The organism is Flavobacterium sp. (genome assembly GCF_044348915.1).
Lineage (GTDB): Bacteria > Bacteroidota > Bacteroidia > Flavobacteriales > Flavobacteriaceae > Flavobacterium.
In genome coordinates, this window is sequence record NZ_JBIKRX010000015.1 from 25,177 (window position 1) to 50,524 (window position 25,348).

General features: G+C 35.1%; 25 protein-coding genes. 10 read left to right on the top strand and 15 right to left on the bottom strand.

The features are described from left to right. The first annotated feature begins 3 nt into the window (after positions 1–3). Entirely contained in the window at positions 4–1,545 is a 1,542-nt protein-coding gene (locus ACIQ1E_RS04425) for an acyl-CoA carboxylase subunit beta (RefSeq protein WP_396169054.1), read from the top strand. Positions 1,546–1,707: 162 nt separating this feature from the next. On the opposite strand, the gene ACIQ1E_RS04430 is transcribed toward ACIQ1E_RS04425, so the two are convergent. From ACIQ1E_RS04430 to trmD, 7 genes are all read right to left on the bottom strand, one after another. Next, on the bottom strand, positions 1,708–2,370 hold the full coding sequence (locus tag ACIQ1E_RS04430; protein WP_396169056.1) for a thiamine diphosphokinase: 663 nt from the start codon (positions 2,368–2,370) through the stop codon (positions 1,708–1,710). 458 nt (positions 2,371–2,828) lie between these two features. Further along, positions 2,829–3,650 (bottom strand): DUF4249 domain-containing protein, encoded by an 822-nt coding sequence (locus tag ACIQ1E_RS04435; protein ID WP_396169057.1) that lies wholly within the window; start codon positions 3,648–3,650, stop codon positions 2,829–2,831. Between the two features lie 4 nt (positions 3,651–3,654). After that, entirely contained in the window at positions 3,655–6,087 is a 2,433-nt protein-coding gene (locus ACIQ1E_RS04440) for a carboxypeptidase-like regulatory domain-containing protein (RefSeq protein ID WP_396169059.1), read from the bottom strand. Between the two features lie 130 nt (positions 6,088–6,217). Then, positions 6,218–6,580, bottom strand: a complete 363-nt coding sequence (locus ACIQ1E_RS04445; RefSeq protein ID WP_396169060.1) for an iron chaperone — start codon at positions 6,578–6,580, stop codon at positions 6,218–6,220. A gap of 111 nt (positions 6,581–6,691) precedes the next feature. Next, positions 6,692–8,914, bottom strand: coding sequence for an NADP-dependent isocitrate dehydrogenase (locus tag ACIQ1E_RS04450; RefSeq protein ID WP_396169062.1), 2,223 nt, complete (start codon positions 8,912–8,914; stop codon positions 6,692–6,694). 270 nt (positions 8,915–9,184) lie between these two features. Then, a complete protein-coding gene (gene rplS / locus ACIQ1E_RS04455; protein ID WP_396169065.1) occupies positions 9,185–9,535 on the bottom strand; it encodes a 50S ribosomal protein L19 in 351 nt (116 codons plus the stop codon). Positions 9,536–9,805: 270 nt separating this feature from the next. Continuing rightward, positions 9,806–10,480: a tRNA (guanosine(37)-N1)-methyltransferase TrmD gene (gene trmD, locus ACIQ1E_RS04460; RefSeq protein WP_396169067.1), complete on the bottom strand. Its 675-nt coding sequence runs from the start codon at positions 10,478–10,480 to the stop codon at positions 9,806–9,808. A 287-nt stretch (positions 10,481–10,767) separates the two neighbouring features. Between trmD and ACIQ1E_RS04465 the strand changes: the two genes are divergently transcribed. The 5 genes from ACIQ1E_RS04465 (at position 10,768) to ACIQ1E_RS04485 (ending at position 15,738) form a co-directional block, all read left to right on the top strand. Next, on the top strand, positions 10,768–11,862 hold the full coding sequence (locus ACIQ1E_RS04465; RefSeq protein WP_396169069.1) for a DUF695 domain-containing protein: 1,095 nt from the start codon (positions 10,768–10,770) through the stop codon (positions 11,860–11,862). A 196-nt stretch (positions 11,863–12,058) separates the two neighbouring features. Further along, positions 12,059–12,673: an RDD family protein gene (locus ACIQ1E_RS04470; RefSeq protein ID WP_396169072.1), complete on the top strand. Its 615-nt coding sequence runs from the start codon at positions 12,059–12,061 to the stop codon at positions 12,671–12,673. A 284-nt stretch (positions 12,674–12,957) separates the two neighbouring features. Next, positions 12,958–13,494 (top strand): lipocalin family protein, encoded by a 537-nt coding sequence (locus ACIQ1E_RS04475; RefSeq protein WP_396169074.1) that lies wholly within the window; start codon positions 12,958–12,960, stop codon positions 13,492–13,494. A gap of 137 nt (positions 13,495–13,631) precedes the next feature. Then, a complete protein-coding gene (locus ACIQ1E_RS04480) occupies positions 13,632–14,480 on the top strand; it encodes an NAD(P)-dependent oxidoreductase (protein WP_396169076.1) in 849 nt (282 codons plus the stop codon). A gap of 325 nt (positions 14,481–14,805) precedes the next feature. Beyond that, positions 14,806–15,738 carry a peptidylprolyl isomerase gene (locus tag ACIQ1E_RS04485; RefSeq protein WP_396169079.1) on the top strand — a complete coding sequence of 311 codons (933 nt, stop codon included), beginning with the start codon at positions 14,806–14,808 and terminating at the stop codon, positions 15,736–15,738. Positions 15,739–15,854: 116 nt separating this feature from the next. On the opposite strand, the gene ACIQ1E_RS04490 is transcribed toward ACIQ1E_RS04485, so the two are convergent. The 3 genes from ACIQ1E_RS04490 to ACIQ1E_RS04500 all read right to left on the bottom strand — a co-directional run bounded on the left by ACIQ1E_RS04490 (position 15,855) and on the right by ACIQ1E_RS04500 (position 18,844). After that, positions 15,855–16,412 carry a thioredoxin family protein gene (locus ACIQ1E_RS04490; RefSeq protein ID WP_396169081.1) on the bottom strand — a complete coding sequence of 186 codons (558 nt, stop codon included), beginning with the start codon at positions 16,410–16,412 and terminating at the stop codon, positions 15,855–15,857. A 226-nt stretch (positions 16,413–16,638) separates the two neighbouring features. Then, positions 16,639–17,019 carry a PUR family DNA/RNA-binding protein gene (locus ACIQ1E_RS04495; RefSeq protein WP_396169084.1) on the bottom strand — a complete coding sequence of 127 codons (381 nt, stop codon included), beginning with the start codon at positions 17,017–17,019 and terminating at the stop codon, positions 16,639–16,641. Between the two features lie 64 nt (positions 17,020–17,083). After that, the gene (locus ACIQ1E_RS04500) at positions 17,084–18,844 is read right to left on the bottom strand and encodes an ABC transporter ATP-binding protein (RefSeq protein ID WP_396169086.1); all 1,761 of its coding nucleotides are present in this window, start codon (positions 18,842–18,844) and stop codon (positions 17,084–17,086) included. Between the two features lie 156 nt (positions 18,845–19,000). Between ACIQ1E_RS04500 and nusB the strand changes: the two genes are divergently transcribed. Together nusB and yajC are read left to right on the top strand one after the other, a co-directional pair. After that, positions 19,001–19,912 (top strand): transcription antitermination factor NusB, encoded by a 912-nt coding sequence (nusB, locus tag ACIQ1E_RS04505; protein ID WP_396169106.1) that lies wholly within the window; start codon positions 19,001–19,003, stop codon positions 19,910–19,912. Positions 19,913–19,965: 53 nt separating this feature from the next. Further along, positions 19,966–20,238, top strand: a complete 273-nt coding sequence (gene yajC / locus ACIQ1E_RS04510) for a preprotein translocase subunit YajC (protein WP_396169088.1) — start codon at positions 19,966–19,968, stop codon at positions 20,236–20,238. Positions 20,239–20,316: 78 nt separating this feature from the next. Here yajC and ACIQ1E_RS04515 read toward each other — a convergent pair whose 3' ends face one another. The 3 genes from ACIQ1E_RS04515 to pepT all read right to left on the bottom strand — a co-directional run bounded on the left by ACIQ1E_RS04515 (position 20,317) and on the right by pepT (position 22,542). Further along, complete coding sequence (locus ACIQ1E_RS04515) at positions 20,317–20,793, bottom strand: hypothetical protein (RefSeq protein WP_396169090.1); 477 nt, start codon at positions 20,791–20,793, stop codon at positions 20,317–20,319. Between the two features lie 144 nt (positions 20,794–20,937). Beyond that, positions 20,938–21,258, bottom strand: coding sequence for a DUF1801 domain-containing protein (locus ACIQ1E_RS04520; protein WP_396169092.1), 321 nt, complete (start codon positions 21,256–21,258; stop codon positions 20,938–20,940). Between the two features lie 12 nt (positions 21,259–21,270). Then, positions 21,271–22,542, bottom strand: a complete 1,272-nt coding sequence (gene pepT, locus ACIQ1E_RS04525; protein ID WP_396169094.1) for a peptidase T — start codon at positions 22,540–22,542, stop codon at positions 21,271–21,273. 276 nt (positions 22,543–22,818) lie between these two features. Here pepT and ACIQ1E_RS04530 point away from each other — a divergent pair, with 276 nt between their 5' ends. Next, on the top strand, positions 22,819–23,364 hold the full coding sequence (locus ACIQ1E_RS04530; RefSeq protein WP_396169096.1) for a nuclear transport factor 2 family protein: 546 nt from the start codon (positions 22,819–22,821) through the stop codon (positions 23,362–23,364). Positions 23,365–23,413: 49 nt separating this feature from the next. Here ACIQ1E_RS04530 and ACIQ1E_RS04535 read toward each other — a convergent pair whose 3' ends face one another. Both ACIQ1E_RS04535 and hemG read right to left on the bottom strand, forming a co-directional pair. Further along, on the bottom strand, positions 23,414–24,208 hold the full coding sequence (locus ACIQ1E_RS04535) for a hypothetical protein (protein ID WP_396169098.1): 795 nt from the start codon (positions 24,206–24,208) through the stop codon (positions 23,414–23,416). Between the two features lie 139 nt (positions 24,209–24,347). Further along, positions 24,348–24,875 (bottom strand): menaquinone-dependent protoporphyrinogen IX dehydrogenase, encoded by a 528-nt coding sequence (hemG, locus tag ACIQ1E_RS04540; protein ID WP_396169101.1) that lies wholly within the window; start codon positions 24,873–24,875, stop codon positions 24,348–24,350. A gap of 67 nt (positions 24,876–24,942) precedes the next feature. Between hemG and ACIQ1E_RS04545 the strand changes: the two genes are divergently transcribed. Next, positions 24,943–25,260, top strand: a complete 318-nt coding sequence (locus tag ACIQ1E_RS04545; RefSeq protein WP_396169104.1) for a DUF1801 domain-containing protein — start codon at positions 24,943–24,945, stop codon at positions 25,258–25,260. The last annotated feature ends 88 nt before the right edge of the window (positions 25,261–25,348 follow it).

A 25,348-nucleotide genomic window follows, 5' to 3' on the forward strand; every position in this document is an offset into this window, starting at 1 on the left:
ATCATGGAAAATAAAATAAAAGAACTAAATGATAAAATAGCTGAAGCTTCGTTAGGTGGAGGTTTGAAACGGATTCAGAAACAGCACGAAAAGAAAAAATTATCGGCCAGAGAGCGTGTCGATTACTTGCTTGACGAAGGCTCGTTTGAAGAAATTGGTATGTTGGTGACTCACAGAACTTCCGATTTCGGTATGGATAAAGAGATTTATTATGGAGATGGAGTTATTACGGGATACGGAACCATAAATGGTAGATTGGTTTATATTTTCGCTCAGGATTTTACTGTTTTCGGTGGGTCTTTATCAGAAACTCATGCTGAAAAAATCTGCAAAGTGATGGAAATGGCAGTCAAAATGGGTGCGCCAATGATCGGTTTGAACGATTCTGGTGGAGCTAGAATTCAAGAAGGAGTTCGTTCCCTTGGTGGTTATGCTGATATTTTTTATCGAAACGTACAAGCCAGCGGAGTAATTCCTCAAATATCCGCCATTATGGGCCCTTGTGCAGGTGGAGCAGTTTATTCTCCTGCAATGACCGATTTTACTATGATGGTAGAAGGAACCAGTTATATGTTTGTTACTGGGCCAAACGTGGTCAAAGCCGTAACTAACGAAACTGTTACTTCTGAAGAATTAGGTGGAGCGAGTGCACATTCTACAAAATCGGGTGTTGCTCATATTACCTCTGGAAATGACCAAGAATGTTTAGAAGATTTAAAACGACTGTTGAGTTATTTGCCTCAGAGTAATAAAGAAAATCCAGCAAAATTGCCTTATGAATTGGGTGACGAACTTCGAATGCAATTAAACGATGTTATACCTGATAGTACCAATAAACCTTATGATATGCACGAAGTGATTTCGGGTATTATTGATGAAGATTCTTTCTTTGAAATTCATAAGAATTATGCCGAAAACATCATTGTAGGTTTTGCTAGATTAGCGGGTAGAAGTGTGGGTATTATTGCCAATCAACCACTTTTTTTAGCGGGTGTTTTAGGGGTTAGAAGTTCAAAAAAAGCGGCTCGTTTTACACGTTTTTGCGATTGTTTCAATATTCCATTGATTGTATTGGTAGACGTACCAGGATTTTTACCTGGAACCGATCAAGAATGGGAAGGAATTATTATTCATGGTGCAAAATTATTGTACGCTTTGAGTGAAGCTACCGTGCCTAGAGTTACTGTAATTACTAGAAAAGCTTATGGAGGTGCTTATGATGTAATGAATTCGAAACACATTGGTGCCGATATGAATTTTGCTTGGCCAACTGCCGAAATTGCAGTAATGGGAGCGAAAGGAGCTTCGGAAATTATCTTCAAAAAAGAGATTAGTGATGCCGAAGATCATGAAGCCAAATTGCTCGAAAAAGAAAATGAATATGCCGACTTGTTTGCCAATCCTTATATTGCAGCACAACGCGGATTTATTGATGAGGTGATTCTTCCTCAGGATACAAGACGTAAATTGATAAAAGCGTTTAGTATGCTTGAAAATAAAGTAAGTGTCAGACCAAACAGGAAACATGGGAATATTCCTTTGTAAGTTTTGATTCTTCGGAGGGCTGCTTCGGATTTTTTTTTGGGACACAGATTGCACAGATTACACGGATTTTTACAGATTTTTTCTATGAAAGCCTGTGTAATTTGCTTTTTGGAGGAGGAGTTTTTTTTGTTTAGGGCTATTTTATATATTGTCTTGACTTGGCTAATCCCAGCACTCCATCAGCAATAAATCGCCTTGTTCGTGTTCTATCACGACCAATCCATCTTCTTTGACGTGGTTGCTACTTCCGGTTCTGTAGCCAATAGTAAGTGTATCGTTTTCTAAAGGATAATAGAGGTTTTGCGAATGTATTCCGGTTACCTGTCCGACAGGAATAAGTGAAATAGTTGCATTCGCAGGATACCATTTTTCGAATTTTTTGGGCAATAGAAACACTCTTGAATGGTCGTCAAGAACAACTATTTTCAATACATTGCGGTATCTAGAAATGGTAGTAATGTTGGTTATAGTATGGTCAGCCCTTTTTCCGGTTGCCCAAACCACATTTACTGCGGGAATTTTTCTTTCGATAAGATAATCAAAGGCTTTCTCTAAATCGGTTTTGTTTTGGTCTGGAGTATGGATAATTTCTAATGGATATTGTTTTTCCTTATAGTAATTAGGATCGAATCCTCGGTCAAAATCACCCAACAATACATCAACTTTTATGTTTAATTCCAAAACGCGTTCCATTGCGGAATCGAGCACAATTACCAAGGGTGACCATTCGAGTAATTGACCTAATAACTCTTGTTTACAAGATGCTCCGTTGGCAATGATTAAAGCCGGTTCCTGGTCATCGCGAACAATATGATGTGAAGACATTTGAGGTTGGAAGTTAGAGGTTAGAAGTTGGAAGTGTAAAATTAGCTATTATAATTTTTGTAAATGTATGAAAAATCTAAATTCCAGGGCATTCGCTTTTAAAAGTTTCCGCCACGAATTACACTAATAAACACGAATTAGAACTATTTTTTATTACACGAATTCTTAGAAATAAATAAAATTAGTGTAATTCAATTTTAAATTTGATAAAAAATTAGTGACAATTGGTGTGATTCGTGGCTAACTTTTTTTTCTTTTTTTAAAAGCGAATGCCCTGTCTACATTCTAATATCTACAATCTGCAATCTAAACTCATTAGCCCAGACAGCAATGGAAAGCCCGGACTGAAAAAAACTAATTTTTCTTGTTCTAAAAGAGCGACCAAAGGAAGCTCCTTTTAGGGCTTAGAAAAATAGTTTTTTGAGGGAGGACTTGCAATGAATGGCTGGATTGGCTCCTTATTGAATAGTGTAATTTCGAACATCGACTTCGCTCAAAGAGAAGTATCCTAGTGCGTAATTATCGATATTCTTCTGATTGACGATATTTCCTCTTACAGTAGCTGGTGGGGTTTGAAACGGACTTCCTCCGCCTGATGTGCTCGAAATAGAGATGATCTTGTTCATATAACTATAGTAGGGCTCAGAAATTCCGTAATGAGTTATGGCAATGACACTACCCACTTTTAGATCCGGATCGCTAAACAACCAATTTTTGAGGTTCCCGTTGGTGTATTCGTCTCTTAAAATACTGTAGCTAGGTACTTTGTAAACATCAGGAAAAAATTTTGCCATATAGAAATTTTTGGCCAAAGGATCTTTGTATGTTACCTCAATTTCAAAATCTTTGCCTGAGAAACCTCCATTACTTTTTTGTGTAACAGATTCGATGGGAGATACGGATTGCATTGTTTCGGTAGCCGAATAGGTTTCTCCTTTGTAGATAACAGTTAAGGTGTACGTTTCTCCAAGTATGGGTTTGAATGTGGCACATTTGTATTCGCCTGTATTTGGAACTTCGGTAAATACATAATTTATATTGGCACTGCTTTTTACAGAAACTGTAGCTCCAGAAACTTTAGGAATCACATTGCTGTAAAAACCCGTAGTTGTTGACAGAATTATTTTTTGATCTGCTCCTGTGGTTCCTTTTTGCCAATTGATAGCAGCATCGACAACCAATCTTGGTGGTGCGGTATTTAAATCGACATCGATAACTTCCTCACAACTAATGAAGAACAAAGTGGCGACAATTAATGCAATATATTTTGTGATTTTCATGATTTTAGAATTTGAAATTATAACTTACAGATGGTACTGCACCGAAAATGGACAACTTCACGGCTTCATTCGAGCCCGAGGTTTGGTTTTCTCTAAAGCTGATGGATGCGGCGTTTTTTCGATTGTATATGTTGTAAACGCTGAATACCCATTCTCCTTGCCAGCCTTTGGTTTTGTTGGGTTTGCCTTCGGCCTGTTCGGCTTTGCCTCGGGTTGGAATGTAAGTTGCTGATAAATCTAAATGGTGGTACAACGGCAGGTTATCCTCGTTTCTAGCGCCATAACTTGGTATAACTACTCCTTGATATTCGTATTGACCATTCGGAAAGGTTACGGGTTGCCCCGATTGCAGTATAAAGTTACCTCCAAAACTCCATTTAGGATTCAAACTATAGTTGGCGGTTACAGCTAAATTGTGTAACTTATGAAAGCCTGTTTTATACCAATTTCCATTGTTTATTCCTGATTCATTAGGAGTTCTACCAGGAGTTTGTTGTTCTGAATTGGATAAAGTATAAGCAACCCAACCATTTAGTTTCCCTATGTTCTTGCGAAGCATTAATTCTAAACCATAGGCTCTTAATTGCCCGTTGAGTATGACTTGTTCGATGGCGTTGTTGGCAATTAAATCGGCGCCGTCGATATAATCTATTCGATTTTTAACTTTTTTATAAAAGCTTTCAATTTCCAATGAATACTTATCATTGCTGAAATTTCTAAAGTAACCCACAGCTACTTGATCGGCTATTTGAGGCTGAATGTATTGGTCGCTCGGTGTCCAGATGTCCAAAGGCGTAGGTGAGGCTGTATTTGAAACGAGTTGTAAGTATTGAACCATTCGATTATAGCTCGCTTTTACAGACGATTTTTCGTCTAAAACATAGGAGCTAGAAAAACGAGGTTCTAGATTAGAAAAGGAAGTAATGACATCATTATAGCCATACTCTTTTGTTCCGATTGGAACTCCTTTTTCGTAAATTTTTAGTTGGTCATTGTAGGTAACTGCTAGTCCGTCTTTGTATAAACTGACTGTAGACGCCCCCAATCGGTAAAACATACTAAATCGCAAACCATACAAAAAGGATAGTTTTGGCGACGCTTGATGCTCTGCTTCTAGGTAAATCGAAGGTTCAAAAGCATTTTTTTTATCTAATTGAGCGAAATTGATACTAGAATTGTCATCTATTGGTTTGATAGTTCCAGGATTGAATTTGTAATAAATGGAGTTTAATCCGTAGTTCAATTTGATTTTGTCATTCAAATAGTATTTTAAATCGTATTTCAAATTGAAGTTTTTAATACTCGATTGCCAATCGAAGCCAACAGATGTAAGGGTTAGACCGTAGTAGTAATCACTAAAAATGGCTGATAAATTGGAGAAATGTCGTTCCGAAAATAAATGATTCCATCGCAGATTGAAGGTAGCGTTACCGTAGGTGTTTTGGAACTGATCACTGATATTGAAAAAATCTCTACCAAAATAGCTTGAAATATAAAGATTGTTGTTTGCATTAATTTCATAATGTAGTTTGGCATTCAAATCGTAAAATGATGCGGAATTTTCATTGTCGGTAAGTTTCAAAAACAAATGAGCGTAGGAAGTTCTACCTGCCACAAGGAAAGAGCCTTTGTCTTTTACAATCGGTCCTTCGGCTAATAAGCGGCTTGAAATTAGTCCAACACCACCGTTCATATGAAAGGAATTACTATTTCCATCTTTTTGATAAATGTCTAAAACGGATGAGGCTCTACCTCCGTAACGTGAAGGAATTCCACCTTTGTACAATTTCAAATCTTTTATGGCATCCGGATTGAAAACCGAGAAAAACCCAAAAACGTGTGAAGAGTTGAAAATGGTGGCTTCGTCTAATAAAATCAAGTTTTGGTCTGCACCACCACCACGAACATTAAAACCTGATTGTCCTTCGCCAGCGCTGGTAACTCCGGGAAGAAGCAACAAGGATTTTAAGACATCGACTTCACCTAAAACAACTGGCATTTTTTTGATGGTTGTCATAGATAATTTGTTGACACTCATGTCAGGTGTTTTGATATTAGTGCTTTTCCTATTGCTTGAAACTACGACTTCTTTCAATTGCTGCTCGCTACCACTGAGCTTGAAACTTTTTTTAGTATTCTGAGTCAATTGGACTGTTTCACTAATAGTCTCGTAGCCTACATAACTTATTTGTACGGTGTAAGTTCCTTTTGGTAAAGTAATAGAATAAAATCCGTACTCATTGGTAGTAACTCCAGTTTTCAGTTCCAGAATTGAAATAGATACACCAATCAATGTTTCATTGTTTTTAGTATCTGATACTGTTCCGCTAATGGTGAATTTTTGTTTGGAAGGTTCACTTGAATTAGAGTCTTGAGAAAAGGAAGCAAGTGAAAATAGAAAAAACAGAAAAAGTGCATTAATTTTAATAGCGTTCATTTCAAATATTTTGATATGCAAATTTCGTTAAGTTTTTTGTTGCTTTCACTAGACAAATGTTAAATTTTTCTCAAATGTCATTCGTCCGTTTTTTTTAGTCCTGCTTGAGGTAGTCCTAGTTGATAATAAGCTAAATGGAGCTATTTTTTAGTTTTTCTTGCAATCTGAATTCTACAATTTTTGAGATCAAATCTAGAGGTAGGGGTTGGTTCAAGGGGAATTGAACAGAACCTTTTCCTTGTTTGTAGTTAGATAATTCTTCTTTGAATTTCTCGTGACCGGTGGGGGTGGCATAAAAACCGATATGATTTTTATAAGCGGCAAAGTAAACTAAGATTCCTTGATATTTGAAGGCAGGCATGTTATAACTAATGACTTCTTCGGCTTCAGGAGCTGCTTTTCTTATTGTTTGTCTAACTTGCTCTAGCAAAATTTGTACTTCCTGAGTTTGAACCGCAAAGTAGTCGTCAATAGTTTTGAAAGTAGTTTTCATGTCAACTTGCTTTTTGAAGAAAAGGGCGAAGGAGTTACTAATTCAAATATAATAAAAAAGACAACTGTTTCCAGTTGCCTTTTAGATATAAATAGAATAATCCACTTTAAATTATACAATCTTAGCTAAAATTGAATTGAATGTTTCGCTTGGACGCATTGCTTTTGAGGTCAATTCAGGATTTGGTTGGTAGTAACCACGAATGTTTTGTGCGTTTCCTTGCGAACCAATCAGCTCGCTATTAATTTTTGATTCATTCGCAAACAATTCTGCTGAAATAGGAGCGAAAATGGCTTTCAATTCAGCATCTTTTTCTTGATTTCCTAATGCTTCAGCCCAATACATAGCCAAGTAAAAATGCGAACCACGGTTGTCGATTTGTCCCACTTTACGAGCTGGAGATTTATCATTAGCTAAGAATTTCTCAGTAGCAACATCAAGAGTTTCCGCTAAAACGAAGGCTTTAGAGTTATTTAAAGTTTCTCCGATGTACTCTAATGAAGCGCCTAAAGCTAAAAATTCACCCAATGAATCCCAACGCAAATAGCCTTCTTCTACAAATTGTTGTACGTGTTTCGGAGCGGATCCACCAGCGCCTGTTTCAAATAAACCTCCACCGTTCATCAACGGAACAATTGAAAGCATTTTTGAAGAAGTCCCCAATTCTAAAATTGGAAATAAGTCCGTCAAGTAATCACGCAATACATTTCCTGAAACCGAGATGGTGTCTAATCCTTTGATGATGCGTTCCATAGAAAAATTAGTAGCATCAACTGGATTTAGAATTTGAATATCTAAACCTGTAGTATCGTAGTTTTTTAGGTATTTCTGAACTTTAGCAATTAATTCTCTATCGTGGGCTCTGTTGTTATCCAACCAGAAAATAGTAGGAAGACCTGTCAAGCGAGCTCTATTTACGGCTAGTTTTACCCAGTCTTGAATTGGAGCGTCTTTTGTTTGGCACATTCTGAAAATATCATTTTTCTCAACAGCTTGTTCCATCAAAATGGTTCCATTGGCATCTAAAACGCGAACTAGTCCATCTCCTTTGATTTGGAATGTTTTGTCGTGTGAACCATATTCTTCAGCTTTTTGGGCCATCAAACCTACATTCGAAACGCTTCCCATTGTTCTTGGGTCAAAAGCGCCGTGTTTTTTGCAAAATTCAATAACTGCTTCAAAAACCCCAGCATAACAGCGGTCTGGAATAAGTGCAAGTGTATCTTGTTGTTGTCCTTCTTTATTATACATCTGTCCCGATGTACGGATCATTGCAGGCATAGAAGCATCGACAATGACATCCGATGGAACGTGCAGATTGGTAATTCCTTTATCAGAATTTACCATTGCTAAAGCTGGTCCGTTTTCGATCGATTGATTTATGGCAGCTTCGACTTCTGCTTGCATTGGATTCCCAGTAATTTTTGCATAAACATCTCCCAAACCGTTGCGGGTGTCAATGTTTAATTCTGCAAATAGTGCAGCGTATTTTGCAAAAACATCAGCAAAATAAACTTCTACGATTGTACCAAAAATAATGGGATCTGAAACTTTCATCATCGTTGCTTTCAGGTGAACCGATAACAAAATATTTTTTTCTTTAGCTTCAGCAATCGCTTCGGCAACAAAACTTTTTAATTTATTAAGATTCAAAACAGAGCAATCAATGATTTCTGCTGATTTCAAGGGTGTACTAGCTTTCAAAACAGTCGCTGTTCCGTCTTGAGCAACGAATTCAATTTTTACATCATTAGCTTCTGCTACTGTTACCGATTTTTCACTTCCGTAAAAGTCTCCATTTTCCATAGAGGCTACTTTCGATTTTGAATCAGCGCTCCAAGTTCCCATAGAATGCGGGTTGGCTTTAGCGTAATTTTTTACCGCTTTTGGCGCTCTACGATCAGAGTTTCCTTCGCGTAAAACAGGATTCACTGCAGAGCCTAATACTTTTGCATATTTAGCTTTAATCCCTTTTTCTTCATCGTTTTTTGGATCTTCAGGAAAGTTTGGTACGGCATATCCGTGCGATTGCAATTCAGCGATGGCAGCTTTTAGTTGCGGTACCGATGCTGAAATGTTAGGTAACTTTATAATGTTAGCTTCAGGGGTAGTCGCCAATTTTCCGAGTTCGGCTAGCGAGTCTTCTACTTTTTGGTCGTCTTTCAATAATTCTGAAAAGTTGGCCAAAATTCTTCCGGCTACCGAAATGTCTCTTGATTCAATTTCAATATCAGAAGTTGCAGTAAATGCTTGAACGATTGGCAAAAAAGAATAAGTGGCTAGCAAAGGAGCCTCGTCGGTAAGCGTGTAATAAATTTTAGATTTTGTAGACATTGTACTAAAAATTGTTTAATATTTATTTTGGGGTACAAATGTAACAAAAACGTTTTCGTAATTATTAATTCAATACAAATAAGTTTCTATTTTAGGGAATATTTATGATATTATGATTTTTTAATATACCAAACGAGAATAGTTAAATTAGGATTCGTTTTTTTATTAAATGTAAAAAAAAGTACGAACTATTTTTTCTTGAATTCCGTCAATTTTGGGCAAAAAAAAGTCCCGATATAGTCGGGACTTGATTGTAAAGAGATAGTTTGATTATCTTCTTTTATCTCTAATCTTAGCTTTCTTACCAGTAAGTTCTCTGAAGTAGAAAATTCTAGCTCTACGTACAGCACCTTTTTTGTTGATTTCAATTTTTTGCAAAGCTGGCAAGTTTACTGGGAAGATACGCTCTACTCCAATTGCACCTGACATTTTACGAATAGTAAAAGTTTCTGTGTTTCCAGAACCTCTTCTTTGAATAACAACACCTTTAAAAAACTGTGTTCTTGTTTTTTCACCCTCTTTAATTTCGTAGAAAACTGTGATTGTATCTCCAGCTCCAAATTCAGGGAAGTCTTTTCTTGTTACAAATTCGTCTTGAACGAATTTCAATAAATCTGCCATTTTATTTTTATTTTATGGTTTAAAAAGAGCAACATTCGCGGTTTTCGCCAGAGGTTGGTCTAATGAGGGTGCAAATTTACATCTTTTTTATTAACTTACAAACTTTATTTTCAAGTGCTCAGCTTTTAGTGCTCAGTATTCAGTTATTAGTGTTCAGTCGCAATCAACCGTTACAGATAAAATAAAAATCCAGTTTCAAAAACTTGAAACTGGATTTTTTTACTTACAATCACGACTGAACACTAGAACCTGAACACTGAGCACTTTCATTTATTCCAACAAATCCGGTCGTCTATTTTTAGTATGTTCATACGCCATATCTTCGCGCCATTTGTCAATTTTGGCAAAATTCCCACTGGTGAGAACTTCAGGCACTTTCCAGCCTTTGTAATCGGCAGGTCTAGTGTAGATTGGTCCCGACAATAAATTATCTTGAAAACTATCGGTCAGAGCCGAGGTTTCATCACTCAAAACGCCTGGGATTAATCGGATTAAGGCATCACACAAAACCAAAGCTCCTAATTCGCCGCCGCTCAAAACATAATCACCAATCGATATTTCTTTAGTAATAAAATGATCACGAACGCGTTGGTCCACGCCTTTATAATGCCCACAAAGAATGATGATATTCTCGTACATCGACATTGTATTGGCCATTTTTTGGTTCAAAGTTTCCCCGTCGGGTGACATATAAATGATTTCGTCGTAGGTTCTTTCGCTTTTCAATTGTGTGATGCAATCGTCGATAGGCTGAATATTCATCACCATTCCGGCGCCCCCACCATAGGGATAATCATCGACACTTTTTTGTTTGTTGGTCGTGTAATCTCGCAGATTATGGATATGAACTTCCACAATTCCTTTGTCGATGGCACGTTTCATCATCGAAGCTTCAAAGGGACTTCGCAATAATTCTGGGAGAACGGTAATAATATCTATGCGCATTTTTTTATCTTCTAGTTTGCAAAGGTACAAAGTTTTTTTTCAGGAGCTAAATCCAGCCCTTCATTGCAATCTTGTGGTCTTAACTAATAGATTTGTAGAGAGAAATAATCATTTATGTTTTAAAATTTGTAATATAAATTTTATATATTTGACAAAGGATTGAGTAAAATAAACTTTTAACAATCTGCCCTTTTTTGGGAGCTTGATTCGAAGTCTGTTTCACCTAATATGTTTGGTGTTGCAAGATTAATAACATTTAAGTTTAAACAAATAACTACATATTAATAATGAACATTTTCAAAAACATCTTCGGTAAGAAAACTGAATCAATTAAAACATATGAAGACTTTTGGTCTTGGTTTCAAAAAAACGAAAACACCTTTTTCGAAGTAGTTAATAATCATAGAAACATTGAAAAAGATTTTTTAAATAAAATCTCTCCTAAACTAAATGAATTAAAGGAAGGTTTTTACTTTTTGTCGGGTATGTACAATGCTGATACAGCAGAATTAATCATAACGGCAGATGGGAATGCAAAAAATATTGTATTTATTGAAGAACTTATAAGTCATTCTCCAAAACTTGAGCGTTGGAAATTTACAGCGTTTAAACCTGCTACAGATATTAAAGGTGTTAATATAGAAATGGCGGGTCATCAATTCAATTCTAAAAATATTAGCTTTTGTTCAAATGAATTTCCTGATTTTCCAGATGAAATTGATATTACTGTTGTTCATAATGACTTAAATGAAAAAAATAAATCAGAAGTCGGAAATGGTACGTACATATTTCTAGATAACTATTTAGGAGAACTTGACTTTTTAAATAATATTGATAACCTATCAATAGTTGGTACACAAGAAAATCAAAATGAATTAATTCCCATTGAAAAACTAAAAGATTTTTTGATTTGGAGGCAAAAAGAATTTATCGAAAAATATGAAGGCGTTCGCTATGATACTGCAAATGATGAATATTCAGTTCTTGAAGCGACTCTTAAAAGTGGAAATACTTTGATTGCTGTTGTTAATTCGGAATTGTTAAATTGGGACAGAAAAGCATCTCACCCTTGGATTGCCATTTTAAAATTAAAATTTGATGGTAGTAAGAATAATGGAATGCCAAATGAAAATGACTATAAAAAGCTAAGCGATATTGAAGAAGAAATAATGCAAGAATTGAAAGATTATGATGGTTATTTGAATATCGGTAGGGAAACCGCCGAGGGAGAGCGGGAAATTTATTTTGCTTGTAAAGATTTCCGGAAACCTTCAAAATTATTTTTTAAAGTTCAACAAAATTACTCCAATGTTTTTGAAATTGAATACGATATATTTAAAGATAAGTATTGGCAATATTTTGATAGATATAATCAAAACTAACAAAAAGTCCAGCAATAAAAACTAGTAAACAATTGACAGTAATTATGCTTGATTTAAAGTTTGAATTATATTTCAAAATTTAGAATTAAATCGAAAATCAAGGTTTCCTAAATATCTAACCTCGCTAAATATTTAGACTTTACAAGCAATCTAAAATAAAATAAACTTAAATTATAACTGAAGTACCATATTTATTATGAACGAAAACGAAACTCCAATTGAAATAGACGGAATAAACGAAAGTATTTATGCAGGGTTCTGGGCAAGATTTGCATCTTTTTTTTTAGATGCCCTAATAATGCTTCCATTGATATTTCTTATTTTATATTTAAATGGACTTGGAAAAAACATATACTTCTATACAATTATTCCCAATCTTTTATTTGGACTATGGTATCATATATATTTACCTAAAAAGTATGGTGGAACTCCTGGTAAATTGATTTTTGGAATGAAAATAATAAAACCAAATGGCGAAGAAATAGATTGGAAAGAAGCTATTTTAAGACATTCTATACTGTTAATTTTGACACTGCTTAGTGTTGTAATGATGGCTTCTTGTCTTGTATCAGCAGACGAAACAGTTTTTAATAGTTTGGGGTGGCTAAAACGCTCAGAATATTTAATGTCTTTATCTCCAACGTTTTTTTTGGTTTACACTTGGATAAGTAATATTTGGGTTTATAGTGAATTTATTGTGCTATTAACAAACAAAAGAAAAAGAGCAATTCATGATTATATAGCTGGAACAGTAATTGTAAAAGGAAAATTCGTTGATATAATTAGGGAAACGATGAAAACTCAAAACTAAAACAATTTTGCAGCGAAAAGTCCCCCGATAGCTCTATTATGTATTTATTTTCTCCACGATCCGCAAAGTCTCCCAACTTTCAGGTAGTAACTTTCGGTTTTCAACCGATTTTGTTTCAAAGTATTTAATTTCTATTTCAGTCACAGACTGACAAACACATCCTCAAAGTCGGTTCCGATAGCCATCGGAATTGTGGAGCGAGCAAAAACAAATCATAAAGTATTCAGAAATGTATTGATTTGCCGTTTTATAATGGCGAACTTTGGTATTCAATACAAATGATTATGAAAAATAAAATTTTAGCTTTGGGAAGTGCAGCACTCTTCACAGCCACAATGTTTACGTTGCATTCGTGTAGTTCAATTCCAAAAGGAGCTAAAGCAGTTCAAGGATTTGAAAAAGAAAAATATTTAGGCCACTGGTTCGAAATAGCAAGACTGGATTTTGTGTTTGAGAAAAATTTAAATAACACCACAGCCGACTATTCCTTGAACGATAATGGAAGCATAAAAGTAGTAAATAGAGGTTACAATTACATCAAAAATAAAAGTGCCGAATCCATAGGGAAGGCAAAATTTGTAGTTGATGTTACTGAAGGAAGGTTAAAGGTTTCCTTTTTTGGCCCTTTTTATTCAGGATATAACATTCTGGCACTCGACTCTGAATATAAATATGCTTTGGTTGTTGGTAAAAACCTCAAATATATGTGGTTGTTATCCCGCGAAAAAACAATGCCTGAAGCTATTAAAAATGACTATTTAAAAATAGCAAAAGATCTGGGATATGATACTTCCGCGCTGATTTGGGTGAATCATAATTAATTTCATCCTAAGCCAAAAAAATCAGATTTTAGGTTAGGTACGATATAGATAATCATCACTTTTTTAACTATTGGTTGTAAAAAATCACTGCTCATTTTTCACTACATTTGAAGTCATAATCAAATAAAAATAATAAAATGAAACAGATAGGATGGGTCGGCCTTGGCAATATGGGAACACCGATGGCGAGCAATTTGTTGAAAGCGGGGTTTCCGTTGACGGTATTCAACAGAAGTATTGACAAAACAAAACCTTTCGAAAATACGGCTGCTACCATTGCTGAAAACCTTAAGGAATTAGTCACACAATCAAACATCATTTTTACGATGCTCAGCAATGACGAAGCCCTAGAGCAAGTCTTTGATGAAATTCTGGGAATGGATAAAATTGAAGGAAAACTTTTTATTGATATGAGTACTATTTCGGAACAACTTTCTGTGAGTATTGCTCAAAAATTGAAGCAGAAGCAGGCGTCCTTTCTTGATGCTCCTGTGGCAGGAAGCACGCAACCCGCGGCCAATGGAACGCTTACAATTATGGTGGGTGGCGATGCTGCGGACCTTACTTTTGCATTGCCTTATTTCGAAAAACTGGGCAAATTTATCAAACACGTTGGAGTCAACGGCAAAGGAATTGCGACCAAATTGAGTGTGAATTACTATCTTTCTATTCTGTATTTGGGCTTGGCAGAAACGGTCTTATTTGCTGAAATTAATGGTATTGACCGTACAGATCTTTTAGAAATAATCAACGAAAGTGCCTGTGGAAGTGGCGCTTCAAAAGTTAAAACCCCAATGTTGATTAAGGACGATTATCCAGCAGCCTTTGCTTTGAGTTTAATGCACAAAGACCTGCTCTTAGCGCAAAAAAATGGTGTGAATTTCGCACTGACTTCTGGTGTAATTGATATATACTCGCAAGCTTTGAAGTCTGGACTTGGGAATCAGGATGTAATGTCGGTAATTAATCAATTAAAAGAAAACTAAGCTAGCTTCTATTTTTGAAGGCAAAGTTTTTGTTTCAAAATGGAATGCCAGACTGGTTTTCAGGGCGTTCGCTTTTAAAAAAAGAAAAAAAAGTTAGCCACGAATCACACCAATTGTCACTAATTTTTTATCAAATTTAAAATTGAATTACACTAATTTTATTTATTTCTAAGAATTCGTGTAATAAAAAATAGTTCTAATTCGTGTTTATTAGTGTAATTCGTGGCGGAAACTTTTAAAAGCGAATGCAGTGATAGGTTTTTGAAAACAAGTCAAAAAACTAATATTTTTTGTAAATTTGCACCTCAATAAAAAAAATTAAAGAATGGAAAACGGAATATACGCTAAATTCAACACTGCAAAAGGTTCGATTTTAGTAAAACTAACGCACGATTTAACACCTGGAACTGTTGGAAACTTCGTAGCTCTAGCAGAGGGAAATATGGAAAACAAAATAAAACCTCAAGGGCAAAAGTTCTACGATGGTTTGAATTTTCACAGAGTAATTCCTGATTTTATGGTTCAAGGGGGTTGTCCTCTAGGAACAGGAACTGGAGATCCGGGATATAAATTCGATGATGAATTTCACCAAGATTTACGTCACGACGGACCTGGTGTTTTGTCTATGGCAAACTCTGGGCCTGGAAGTAATGGTTCTCAGTTTTTTATCACGCACGTTGCAACACCTTGGTTAGACAACAAGCATACTGTTTTTGGAAATGTAGTTGAAGGGCAAGATGTAGTTGACGCGATTGCGCAAGGCGATAAATTAGAAACTCTTGAAATTATTAGAGTAGGTGAGGAAGCTAAAAACTGGAATGCTATCGAAGCTTACGTAGGTTTGAAAGGAGCTCGTTTGAAAAAATTGGCAGCTTTGAAAGCAGAATCTGAAGCTAAAATGGAAAAATTAGCGGCTGGTTTCGAAAAAACAGAAAGCGGTTTGCGTTACCAATTCATCCAAAGAGGAAGTGGGAAACAAGCAGAGAACGGAAAAACAGTTTCAGTTCATTACGAAGGTTCACTAGAAAGCGGAAAAGTGTTTGATTCTTCTTACCCAAGAAAAAAGCCAATCGAATTCAAATTAGGAATTGGTCAAGTAATCGAAGGATGGGATGAAGGTATCGCTTTGTTGAAAGTGGGAGATAAAGCTCGTTTTGTGATCCCATCGGATTTAGGATATGGACCAAGTGGAGCAGGAGGAGTAATTCCACCAAACGCTACTTTGATATTTGACGTTGAATTGATGGACGTTAAATAGTATTCAGTGTTCAGTTCCGATAACTATCGGAAGTAGTGATCAGTGAATAATTTTGGAATTTTTGTAAAGCTTCCAGCCTTAAAAGGCTGGAAGCTTTACTATTTAATAGAAGATATCTATTTCCACTTAATATTACAACCTATACTTGGTTTTTGATTTGGATTGATGGTTTGGTTGTACACAACACAGTCAAGAGCGGTTCTCAAGTCGCTTCCAGTCAATGCAATTTCATTTCCGGGGCGACTATCGTCCAACTGACCGCGATACACTAATTTGTTTTGGCTGTCAAACAAAAAGAAATCAGGAGTGCAAGCCGCATCATTAGCTTTGGCCACTTCTTGCGTTTCGTCATATAAATACGGGAAACTCATTTTGTATTCGAGGGCGAAATTGGTCATTAAATCTGGTGCATCTTGCGGATAGTTGATTACGTCATTGCTTGAAATGGCTATAATGCCTATTCCTTGGGCTTTGTAATCGTTCGCAATTCTGCTAATTTCGTCCATAACGTAAAGTACAAATGGGCAGTGGTTGCAAATGAACATCACCAAAGTTCCTTTTTCTCCTTTTATATTTTCAAACGACAAATAACTATTGGTAGCATTGGTGTCTTTGAGATAAAATTCTGGGGCAATAGTTTCGAGTGTTAACATATTCGATAGAGTTCTTGCCATTTTTTACTTTGATTTTATTATTTTAAAACGATCCTATTAAGAAAGGTTGTCATTTGATGTTGTTGAAAGTTGAATTCTATTTTTTTGGATTTTAGTCCGATGGAAAGCACAAATTTAAAAAGAACTCCCGAAGCTTAGTCAAATTTTGATTAAAAAAAACCTGAAAATCGTATGACTTTCAGGCTTTTTTGGATTGGTTAGTTATTTTTGGTAGTTGTATTACAATTTAGATATCGTCAAATTCGATGTTGGTAAAACTAGCTGTGGAAGGAATGCTTGCGTCTTCTAACTTTTCTGAATCGTATTCTTTTTTGAAATCTTTTTGGTGTCTTTCTGAGATTACTTCTTCTCCTTTATGGTTCAAAACATAAGAGGTCATCTCTTCTAAAATTTCAGCAAAAGAGGTGAAATCTTCTTTATATAAATAGATTTTGTGTTTTTTGAAATGAAACGAACCATCTGCTTCGGTGAATTTCTTGCTTTCGGTAATGGTAATGTAATAATCATCTGCTTTAGTAGCTCTTACATCAAAGAAATAGGTTCTTCTTCCAGCTCGTAATACTTTCGAAAATATTTCTTCTTTTTCTAACAAATCATTTTCTCTCATAATTCTTTCTGTCTATTTAATATTGTTAACCAAAAATCGAAAAAATAGTTGATTTACACAACAATTATTGTAATTCTTTTTCAGAAAGTTGTTTAGCATACAAAGCGGCATAATAGCCCTCTTGATTTAGTAATTGATTATGAGAACCTTGCTCGATAATTTGCCCTTCGTCTAGGACAATAATTCGGTCGGCATTCTTAGCTGAAGAGACTCTGTGACTAACAATTATGGTGGTTTTGTCTTTGCAAATTTCCTGCAAATTGTTCAAAATTGCCTCTTCGGTTTCTGTATCTACAGCAGAAAGGCAGTCGTCAAGTAATAAAATTTTCGGATTCTTGATAATGGCTCTTGCGATCGAAACGCGTTGTTTTTGTCCGCCCGAAAGCGTAATGCCTCTCTCGCCCAAAATGGTATCGTATTGTTTGTTGAAGCCAATTATATTGTCATGAACTACAGCGCTTTTGGCGGCTGTTTCAACCTCCTCATCAGTCGCGTTTTCTTTTCCAAATTTGATGTTGTTTCGTATGCTGTCTGAAAATAGAAAAGCATCTTGAGGAACAATACCGATATTATTTCTCAAATCGAATAAGTTGACTTGGCTTATTTCCTTTTCGTCAATGGTAATCTGTCCTTCGCTTACATCATATAATCGAGCGATTAAGGAAATAATAGTCGATTTTCCTGAGCCGGTTTTGCCGAGAATCGCCAAAGTTTCGCCTTCGTGAACGGTAAAAGTCATATTTTTCAAGGCGGTAATATTAGTGTCTTCGTAGGTGTAACTCACATCGTCGAAAGCAATAGCGCCATCGATGATTGATTTTTCTTGATTATTGTTTTGAATTTCTGGCACAATTTTTAGGAATTCGTTGATGCGTTTTTGCGACGCCTCGGCCTCTTGTACCATGGAAGAAACCCAACCCAATGAAGCTACGGGCCAAGTTAGCATATTGACATATAAGATAAATTCGGCGATGGTTCCGATACTTTTTATGGTTCCGTTGATGTACATTAACCCACCAAAATAAATCACAACCAAGTTACTGATTCCGATAAGCGCCAACATTAACGGGCCAAAGAGTGCTTGGATTTTGGCTAAGTGCAAGCTCTTGCTTTTGCTTTCTTGCGATAAATCAATCATGTTTTTTTGATGCTGCTCTTCTAAAGAGTAGGCTTTTATCACTCTAATTCCAGAGAATATTTCCTGTGTAAAGCTCGAGACTTTCGATAAATATTGCTGGAAGACAGTACTTCTTTTATTGATTTCGGAACTAATTTTAAAAATTGCATAGGACAAAATTGGTAAAGGGAGTAGGGTGTACAGCGTTAGTAGTGGCGATACATTGATCATATACATAATCACAATGGCAAAACGAATGAAGGTGTTAATCGTATACATTACCGCTGGTCCTACATACATTCGTACTTTCGAAACATCTTCGCTAATACGGTTCATTAAGTCGCCTGTGCGGTTCTGCTTGTAGAAATTCTGTGATAGATTTTCGTATTGACGGAAGACTTCATTTTTCAAATCGAACTCGATGTGTCGCGACATCACGATAAGGGTTTGGCGCATCAAAAAAGTAAGGAAGCCTGCAATTACAGTCGTCGCGATGATGAGCAAGATGTTTGAAATCAATTCTTCCTTGATGACTGCTTTGGCCACCGATTGTTCTTTGGCAAATTCTTCGATTACGGTGAAAGACTTGCTAATTAATTTTGGTGTAAACAGTGAGAATATTTGCGCAACAATCGTAATCACGATTCCCAATAAAAAGCTGTATTTGTATTTGAAAAAATATTTATTTAAGTGCTGTAATTCTTTCATCTGAATTTTTGTTCTTTAAGAATTTCAAAGGTAATAGGAAAATTAGATATTTTTCAGGTTTAATTCTGTTTTAAAAGATGAAATTCTTATTTTTGCAAACTAATTTATAAAAGTTCTTACAAGGTGGTAAACAGAAGACATATTCGTATTAAGGTAATGCAAACCATTTATGCGATGCATCAAAATGGGTCAGATAGTCTTGAAAAAGAAGAAAAATTTCTTTTTTACAGTATCGACGCTATTCAGGATTTATACCTTATAATGCTTTCCTCTTTGATTGAGATCTGCAAAAAAGAAACTGAATTTTTGCATCTATCCAGTCAGAAACATCTTGCGACGCCGCAGGAACGTAATCCAAATCAAAAATTCGTTAAGAATGCAGTTTTTCAAGCACTTGCTGAGAATAACTCATTGAGTATTGCTCTTGAAAACCGCAAAATCAACAATTGGACTTTGAATGATGACTACATTATTCTTCTTTTGAATGATATTAAGCAAAGTAAATTATACGCAAAGTATATGAGTAATGCGGTGAACACTTTTGAAGAAGATAAGGAGTTTATTGCTAATTTATTTCAAGACGTAATTGTTCCTAACGAAAAATTATACGATTATTTAGAGGACAATAAACTGACTTGGATTGATGACATTCCGGTAGTAAATACCGAAATTATCAAACAATTGAAGGCCATAAAACCAGTTGAAGGCGGAAATTTAAGAGTTCCAAAAGTATTCAAAGACACCGAAGATCGTGAATTTGTAAGCGATTTGTATAGAAAAACAGTTTTGAATGAATCAGAATTGGCGAAAGAATATGTAGATAAAACCCCAAATTGGGATACCGAAAGAATTGCAGAAATCGACACTATTATATTGAAAATGGCGATTTGTGAGTTGTTGAAATTCCCTTCAATTCCTGTGAAAGTGACTTTGAATGAATATTTAGAATTGGCGAAGGAATATTCTACACCAAAAAGCAGTATTTTTATCAACGGAATTTTAGACAATTTAGTCAAAGAACTGCAGGCAAGCAACAGGATTCAAAAGGTGGGTCGAGGACTAATGTAAATTCATTAAATTTCAAAAATCAAATAACAAATAACAAAAAATAATTTAAAATTATGGGAGATTTATTAAAGTTTTCGCCTTATCTAGCATTGTTTGTGGTGTTCTATTTCTTTATGATTAGACCCCAACAAAAAAGAGCCAAAAACGAAAAAGAATTCGAAAGTGCTTTGAAAGTAGGCGACAAAATCATTACTAAAAGCGGACTTCACGGTAAAATTGCTGAGGTTGCAGAAACTACAGTAGTTATCGAAACAATGGCTGGAAAATTGAAAATGGAACGTTCTGCTATTTCTATGGAGATGAGCGCTGCATTGGCTAAAAAATAGTAATTCAGCACTAAAATAAAATCCCAAATTACAATGGTAGCATTATAATTTGGGATTTTTTTATGGGCAACAAATAGATTATTTCTTTTTGTTCTTTTTGTTTTTCTTTGCTTTTTTAGCTTTAGCTTTGGCTTTTTTTTCTTTGGCTTTGGCTTTTAGTTTCGCTTTTTTAGCTTTTTCTTTCTTCGCTTTTTTTGCCTTTTTGGCTTTAGCTTTGGCTTTTTCTTTTTTCTTTTTATCCTTTTTATCCTTTTTCTTCTTTTTCTCCTTTTTGTCCTTTTTGTCCTTTTTGTCCTTCTTATTCTTTTTTTCTTTCTCTTCTTTCTTTTCTTTTTTCTCTAAAGAACCAAAAATTTCTTCTAAAGTGGTTTCGTCCTGAACTATTTTCTCAGTTGTTTCCTCAGTTGTTTCTTCAGCGATTGGAGCCTCTGCAGTTTCTTTAACTACTTTGGTAGTTTTGCTAGCTCTTGGTTTTCTTGCCTTGGGAGCAGTAACCTTCTTATTGGTCTCGGGAGTGATTTCATTTAAAATTTCCTCTTTTTTTTCTTCTTCCATAATTGAATCCTTTTATAATGATTATTGGTAAAGTAAACTTCGTGCTACCAAATGTAAACATTATTTCAATTCAATAATGTTAAGTTTTTCCTTAAATATTTCAATAAAAAAACCATCGAGCTGATGGTTTTTTATTATTTTGAGCTAATACAATTCTATGGCTTCTTGGATATAAAGTAAAATCAATTCTGGATCAATTTCATCTTTAGAGGTGAATCTCCATTGTCGCATCGCCATTGTAACGCCTTCTTGTGCATTAATCAATACTTTTTTTTCGTCTGTCAATTTATTTCCATCAAAAAACCAAATAGTAAAAAACTGTTTGAAGCCCGCGATGCCCAGTACATTTTTTTTATTATAAACATAAACTGGACCTCCCCATTTAGTGGTTTCAATCAAAGGTGTTTCAGCAATTATTGATTTCAATAGATCTAATTCCTCTTTCCATTGATTGATTTTGTCCATAAATTAAAAATTTTATTTCTTTGACTTTGATGGTGTTTTCAAATAGTCCCCTTTGCTTGTCAACTCAGCAATTCTTACAATTACTTCCACCGCTTTTTGGATGCTTTCAACAGGAACATATTCGTATTTACCATGGAAGTTATGACCGCCAGCAAAAATATTAGGGCAAGGCAAACCTTTATAAGACAATTGACAACCATCTGTACCACCGCGAATAGGTTTGATAAGTGGTTTAATACCTAATTCTTTCATCGCTTTTTCAGCAATATCAACAATGTGTTTTACAGGCAAAACCTTTTCTTTCATATTGTAGTATTGGTCTTTTACTTCAGCAATGACAATTTCTTCGCCAAATTGTTTGGCAAATTTCTTATTGAATTTTTTAGTGATTTTTGCAATTAAATCTTTTCGTTTTTCAAACTTTTTCTTGTTGTGATCTCTAATTATGAGTTCTAAAACGGTTTCTTCGATACTTCCAGTAAGATGATGAACGTGAAAGAATCCTTGGTAGCCTTTGGTTTCTTGTGGCGTTTGGCCTTTCGGTAATTCGTTGATAAAATCATTGGCGATAAGCATCGAATTGATCATTTTTCCTTTGGCATAGCCAGGATGTACACTTTTTCCTTTAAACGTAATTTTGGCTCCAGCCGCATTAAAGTTTTCATATTCCAATTCGCCTACTTGACTTCCGTCCATTGTGTACGCCCAATCGCAGCCGAATTTTTCTACATCAAAATGATGGGCTCCACGACCAATTTCTTCATCTGGCGTAAAACTAACCCTAATTTTCCCGTGTTTGATTTCTGGATTATTAATCAAGAATTCCATTGCTGTTACAATTTCAGTAATTCCAGCTTTATCATCAGCACCTAAAAGTGTGGTTCCGTCAGTAGTGATTAGTGTTTGTCCTTTGTATTGGAGTAAATCTTTAAAATAATTGGGTGACAATACGATGTTCAGTTCTTCATTCAAAATAATGTCTTTACCATCGTAATTTGAAATAATTTGTGGTTTTACATTGGCACCTGTAAAATCAGGAGTGGTGTCAAAATGGGAAATAAATCCTATTGTTGGGACCTCGTGTTCCACATTAGAAGGCAAAGTAGCCATAATGTAGGCTTTGTCGTCAATAGTTACGTCTTGCATTCCAATAGTTTTCAATTCTTCTACCAATTTATTGGCTAAATCCCACTGCTTTTTGGTACTTGGTGTAGTTTCTGAACTGGAATCCGATTCGGTGTCAATAGTAACGTAGCTTATAAAGCGGTCGATGATGTGTTGCATAAGAGTGTATTTTTATACAAATATATACATTTTTATTAGCGCCAAATTCATTTTTTCTAATTTGGGTTTAGCGCATAAAATAAATTTTTTGGTTAAAGTTGCCGTAAGGTATTATTGATAAAAAGTTGATAATCAGTCTATTTTACACTTTTTTTGTTAGTAAAAATCGGAAGTATAACTTTTTTATTGTTACATTTATTTCAAGTTTGCCCTAAAATATTTTTTCAAAGAGAATTTTTAACTAATTGTATTTTATTAACTTAAATCATTTTAACTATGAGAAAACTATTTTTATTTGTGTTATGTGCTTCCTTATTTTTAGGTTGCAAAAAAGAAGATGGCGAGGAAACTGCAACAGCAACTGCAGATACTGCAAAAACAGAAGCACCTGCTGAAATTGCAGATGGCAAATACATTGAAATCGGCAAAAAAGCGCTTGCTGCGATGACTAGCGGTGAGATGGAAGGTTGGACAGCCAGTTATGCTGATAATGCGAAATACTATTGGAACGCTGGCGACAGTTTAATAGGAAAGCCTGCAATTGACAAATATTGGAGAGACAGAAGAATGAACGTTATTGAAACCATTTCGTTTAAAAATGATGTTTGGTTGCCAGTAAAAGTGAATAAACCGCAAAATACTGAAAAGCCTGGGATTTGGCTGATGGGTTGGTATCAAGTAACGGCAAAATACAAAGGTGGTTCTTCGATGACGCAATGGATGCATATTCTGTACCATTTTGATGATAATGACAAAATAGATCAGGTGAACCATTTTGTGGATCGAGTGCCAATTATGGCTGCAATGCCACCAAAAAAATAATAATGATTATGATAAGAAAACGGTGCTTATTTTGCACCGTTTTTTTTTGTTAATTTTCTTGGGATGGAAACTCAAAAGTATATCCTTGTCCTGTCAGCATAATTAATCCGTGAATGATTGATACTGGAAAAAAATCAAGTTTTTCCAAGAATTCATCAATAGTTTTATTGTTGTAGTTGGTTATTAGAAAGGGTAGAGAATTTGTACCAATGTAAATTTTAGTGATGTTCTCAATGTCTAAAGCACTATTTTCGTTGATGTTTTTGATGTCTATCCTTTTGTTATCTTTTTTTAAACGAATATATTCTAGAGCTGAGATAGGTATATTTGGATCTAAGTGATAAAATACGACTGATTTGGATACATCAATCATAATCCATTTATCATACTCCTTGCAATACACCTCATTGTAAGAATGTCCGCCCGAAACACTGCGGTCAGTGGATAAATTTTTCATTCCCCATTCCCTAACTTTCAGATCATTGATTACACAAAAATTGCTGTAAATCTGTGAGAAATCGCTGCATACGCCACCTTCACCAGCAATCATTTTTTGTAAAGCAATTGTTGAAGATTTACCCAATCCGGGGCCTCCTTTGATATTGTTCATTAGCCAGACGGCTATAGTTTTAGCTTTTTCAAAATCATTTAAGCCTTCTACTTTTTGGCTAAAAATTAAATTGTTAATTTCAAAATATAAGGGTGGAATACTGTCTTTTTTGTTGATTTTATTGTAGCTGTATTGTTCTAAAGTTTTTGAAGAAGCATTTTTTGATACTAATCGGAATCGAATTGTATATAATAAGGGATGTCGCCGTAAATACCAATTTAAAGGTTTAATCATATATAATTAGAGTTGAAGCCAACTGTCTATTCTAAAAAAAAAACGACTTTGATGTGTTTTTAATTGGTAATAATTTGAAATCTCAAATATAAGGCAGGAAATTAACAAAACAAATATAGTTTAAATAATATTCTAAAACTTATAAATTATTCATAGTAACGGCAAATTCACGAACCTTGTTCCAATCGGTGTATTCGATTTTAGCTTTTGAATCAGTAGGGCCTTTTGTCATCCACATAATCAATTGAATCATCAATCGATCGGTGAAGGGATATTTTTGATACTCAAGATTGCCAGCAAAAACAGCTGATGTTTTGGGAACCCAATCGATAGTTTTTAGAAATTTGATAAAGTATGGATTGGTTTCAGGACTTGCTTTTTCTGGTTTTCTGGCTACCAAATTGACCGAGAAAAAAGCGTTTTCGGTATTATCGAGTGCCGTCTTGTTTTGGTTTATAAATTCAATTATTTTCGCATTGTGTTTGCCGTAGCGGATGCTTGCGCCAATGATAAACTTATCGAAGCCGCTTGGTTTTCCTGTGAAATCATCAATAGAAAACAATTCGACGGTATTGCCTTTTTCGACTAAAACTTCTTCAATTACTTTGCAAATTTTCAGGGTTTGCCCATCTACAGTCGCATATAGAATTCCGATTTTCGAGTTCATAGTGGTGAAAATTATGATTGCACTAATTTAAGGAAAAAACAACTGTTTTTTTAATTATTTTTACAAAATGAGACTTACAGACGGATATATATTTAGACAATCAGAAAAGTATCAATCGATACTATTGCATTTGATTGCTGTTTTCGAAAAAGAAATCCCTGAACTAGAGTTGTTGTTCAAATGGGGAATACCTTATTTCTACTTTCGTAAAAAGCCGTTTTGTTATTTGGCACCTAGTGCTAAAAAAGGTTTTGTTGATGCCGGTTTTGCGAGAGGTTTTCAGTTGAAACGCAATCAAGATTCTCTCATTGGTGAAAAGCGAAATACAGTCAAATCCCTTCGCTATTTTAGTCATTCCTTAAGAACCCACTTTTTGAGTTTTTAGATTTTTTACCAAAAATACATCTGCAAAAATAAGCAGTAAAAATTCGAGCCAAAGAACAATTTGCTCTTTGATTTGGTTGAATCGTAGT

Bases quoted from the DNA above. Each gene is read 5' to 3' on its own strand.
- trmD (WP_396169067.1), bottom strand. From the start codon at position 10,480: ATGCGCATAGATATTATTACCGTTCTCCCAGAATTATTGCGAAGTCCC.
- ACIQ1E_RS04515 (WP_396169090.1), bottom strand. From the start codon at position 20,793: ATGGAAGAAGAAAAAAAAGAGGAAATTTTAAATGAAATCACTCCCGAG.
- ACIQ1E_RS04425 (WP_396169054.1), top strand. From the start codon at position 4: ATGGAAAATAAAATAAAAGAACTAAATGATAAAATAGCTGAAGCTTCG.
- ACIQ1E_RS04530 (WP_396169096.1), top strand. From the start codon at position 22,819: ATGAGAAAACTATTTTTATTTGTGTTATGTGCTTCCTTATTTTTAGGT.
- ACIQ1E_RS04465 (WP_396169069.1), top strand. From the start codon at position 10,768: ATGAACATTTTCAAAAACATCTTCGGTAAGAAAACTGAATCAATTAAA.
- ACIQ1E_RS04430 (WP_396169056.1), bottom strand. From the start codon at position 2,370: ATGTCTTCACATCATATTGTTCGCGATGACCAGGAACCGGCTTTAATC.
- ACIQ1E_RS04545 (WP_396169104.1), top strand. From the start codon at position 24,943: ATGAGACTTACAGACGGATATATATTTAGACAATCAGAAAAGTATCAA.
- rplS (WP_396169065.1), bottom strand. From the start codon at position 9,535: ATGGCAGATTTATTGAAATTCGTTCAAGACGAATTTGTAACAAGAAAA.
- ACIQ1E_RS04445 (WP_396169060.1), bottom strand. From the start codon at position 6,580: ATGAAAACTACTTTCAAAACTATTGACGACTACTTTGCGGTTCAAACT.
- ACIQ1E_RS04500 (WP_396169086.1), bottom strand. From the start codon at position 18,844: ATGAAAGAATTACAGCACTTAAATAAATATTTTTTCAAATACAAATAC.
- ACIQ1E_RS04475 (WP_396169074.1), top strand. From the start codon at position 12,958: ATGAAAAATAAAATTTTAGCTTTGGGAAGTGCAGCACTCTTCACAGCC.
- nusB (WP_396169106.1), top strand. From the start codon at position 19,001: ATGCAAACCATTTATGCGATGCATCAAAATGGGTCAGATAGTCTTGAA.
- ACIQ1E_RS04440 (WP_396169059.1), bottom strand. From the start codon at position 6,087: ATGAACGCTATTAAAATTAATGCACTTTTTCTGTTTTTTCTATTTTCA.
- ACIQ1E_RS04450 (WP_396169062.1), bottom strand. From the start codon at position 8,914: ATGTCTACAAAATCTAAAATTTATTACACGCTTACCGACGAGGCTCCT.
- ACIQ1E_RS04495 (WP_396169084.1), bottom strand. From the start codon at position 17,019: ATGAGAGAAAATGATTTGTTAGAAAAAGAAGAAATATTTTCGAAAGTA.
- ACIQ1E_RS04470 (WP_396169072.1), top strand. From the start codon at position 12,059: ATGAACGAAAACGAAACTCCAATTGAAATAGACGGAATAAACGAAAGT.
- ACIQ1E_RS04520 (WP_396169092.1), bottom strand. From the start codon at position 21,258: ATGGACAAAATCAATCAATGGAAAGAGGAATTAGATCTATTGAAATCA.
- ACIQ1E_RS04490 (WP_396169081.1), bottom strand. From the start codon at position 16,412: ATGGCAAGAACTCTATCGAATATGTTAACACTCGAAACTATTGCCCCA.
- ACIQ1E_RS04480 (WP_396169076.1), top strand. From the start codon at position 13,632: ATGAAACAGATAGGATGGGTCGGCCTTGGCAATATGGGAACACCGATG.
- ACIQ1E_RS04485 (WP_396169079.1), top strand. From the start codon at position 14,806: ATGGAAAACGGAATATACGCTAAATTCAACACTGCAAAAGGTTCGATT.
- pepT (WP_396169094.1), bottom strand. From the start codon at position 22,542: ATGCAACACATCATCGACCGCTTTATAAGCTACGTTACTATTGACACC.
- yajC (WP_396169088.1), top strand. From the start codon at position 19,966: ATGGGAGATTTATTAAAGTTTTCGCCTTATCTAGCATTGTTTGTGGTG.
- ACIQ1E_RS04435 (WP_396169057.1), bottom strand. From the start codon at position 3,650: ATGAAAATCACAAAATATATTGCATTAATTGTCGCCACTTTGTTCTTC.
- ACIQ1E_RS04535 (WP_396169098.1), bottom strand. From the start codon at position 24,208: ATGATTAAACCTTTAAATTGGTATTTACGGCGACATCCCTTATTATAT.
- hemG (WP_396169101.1), bottom strand. From the start codon at position 24,875: ATGAACTCGAAAATCGGAATTCTATATGCGACTGTAGATGGGCAAACC.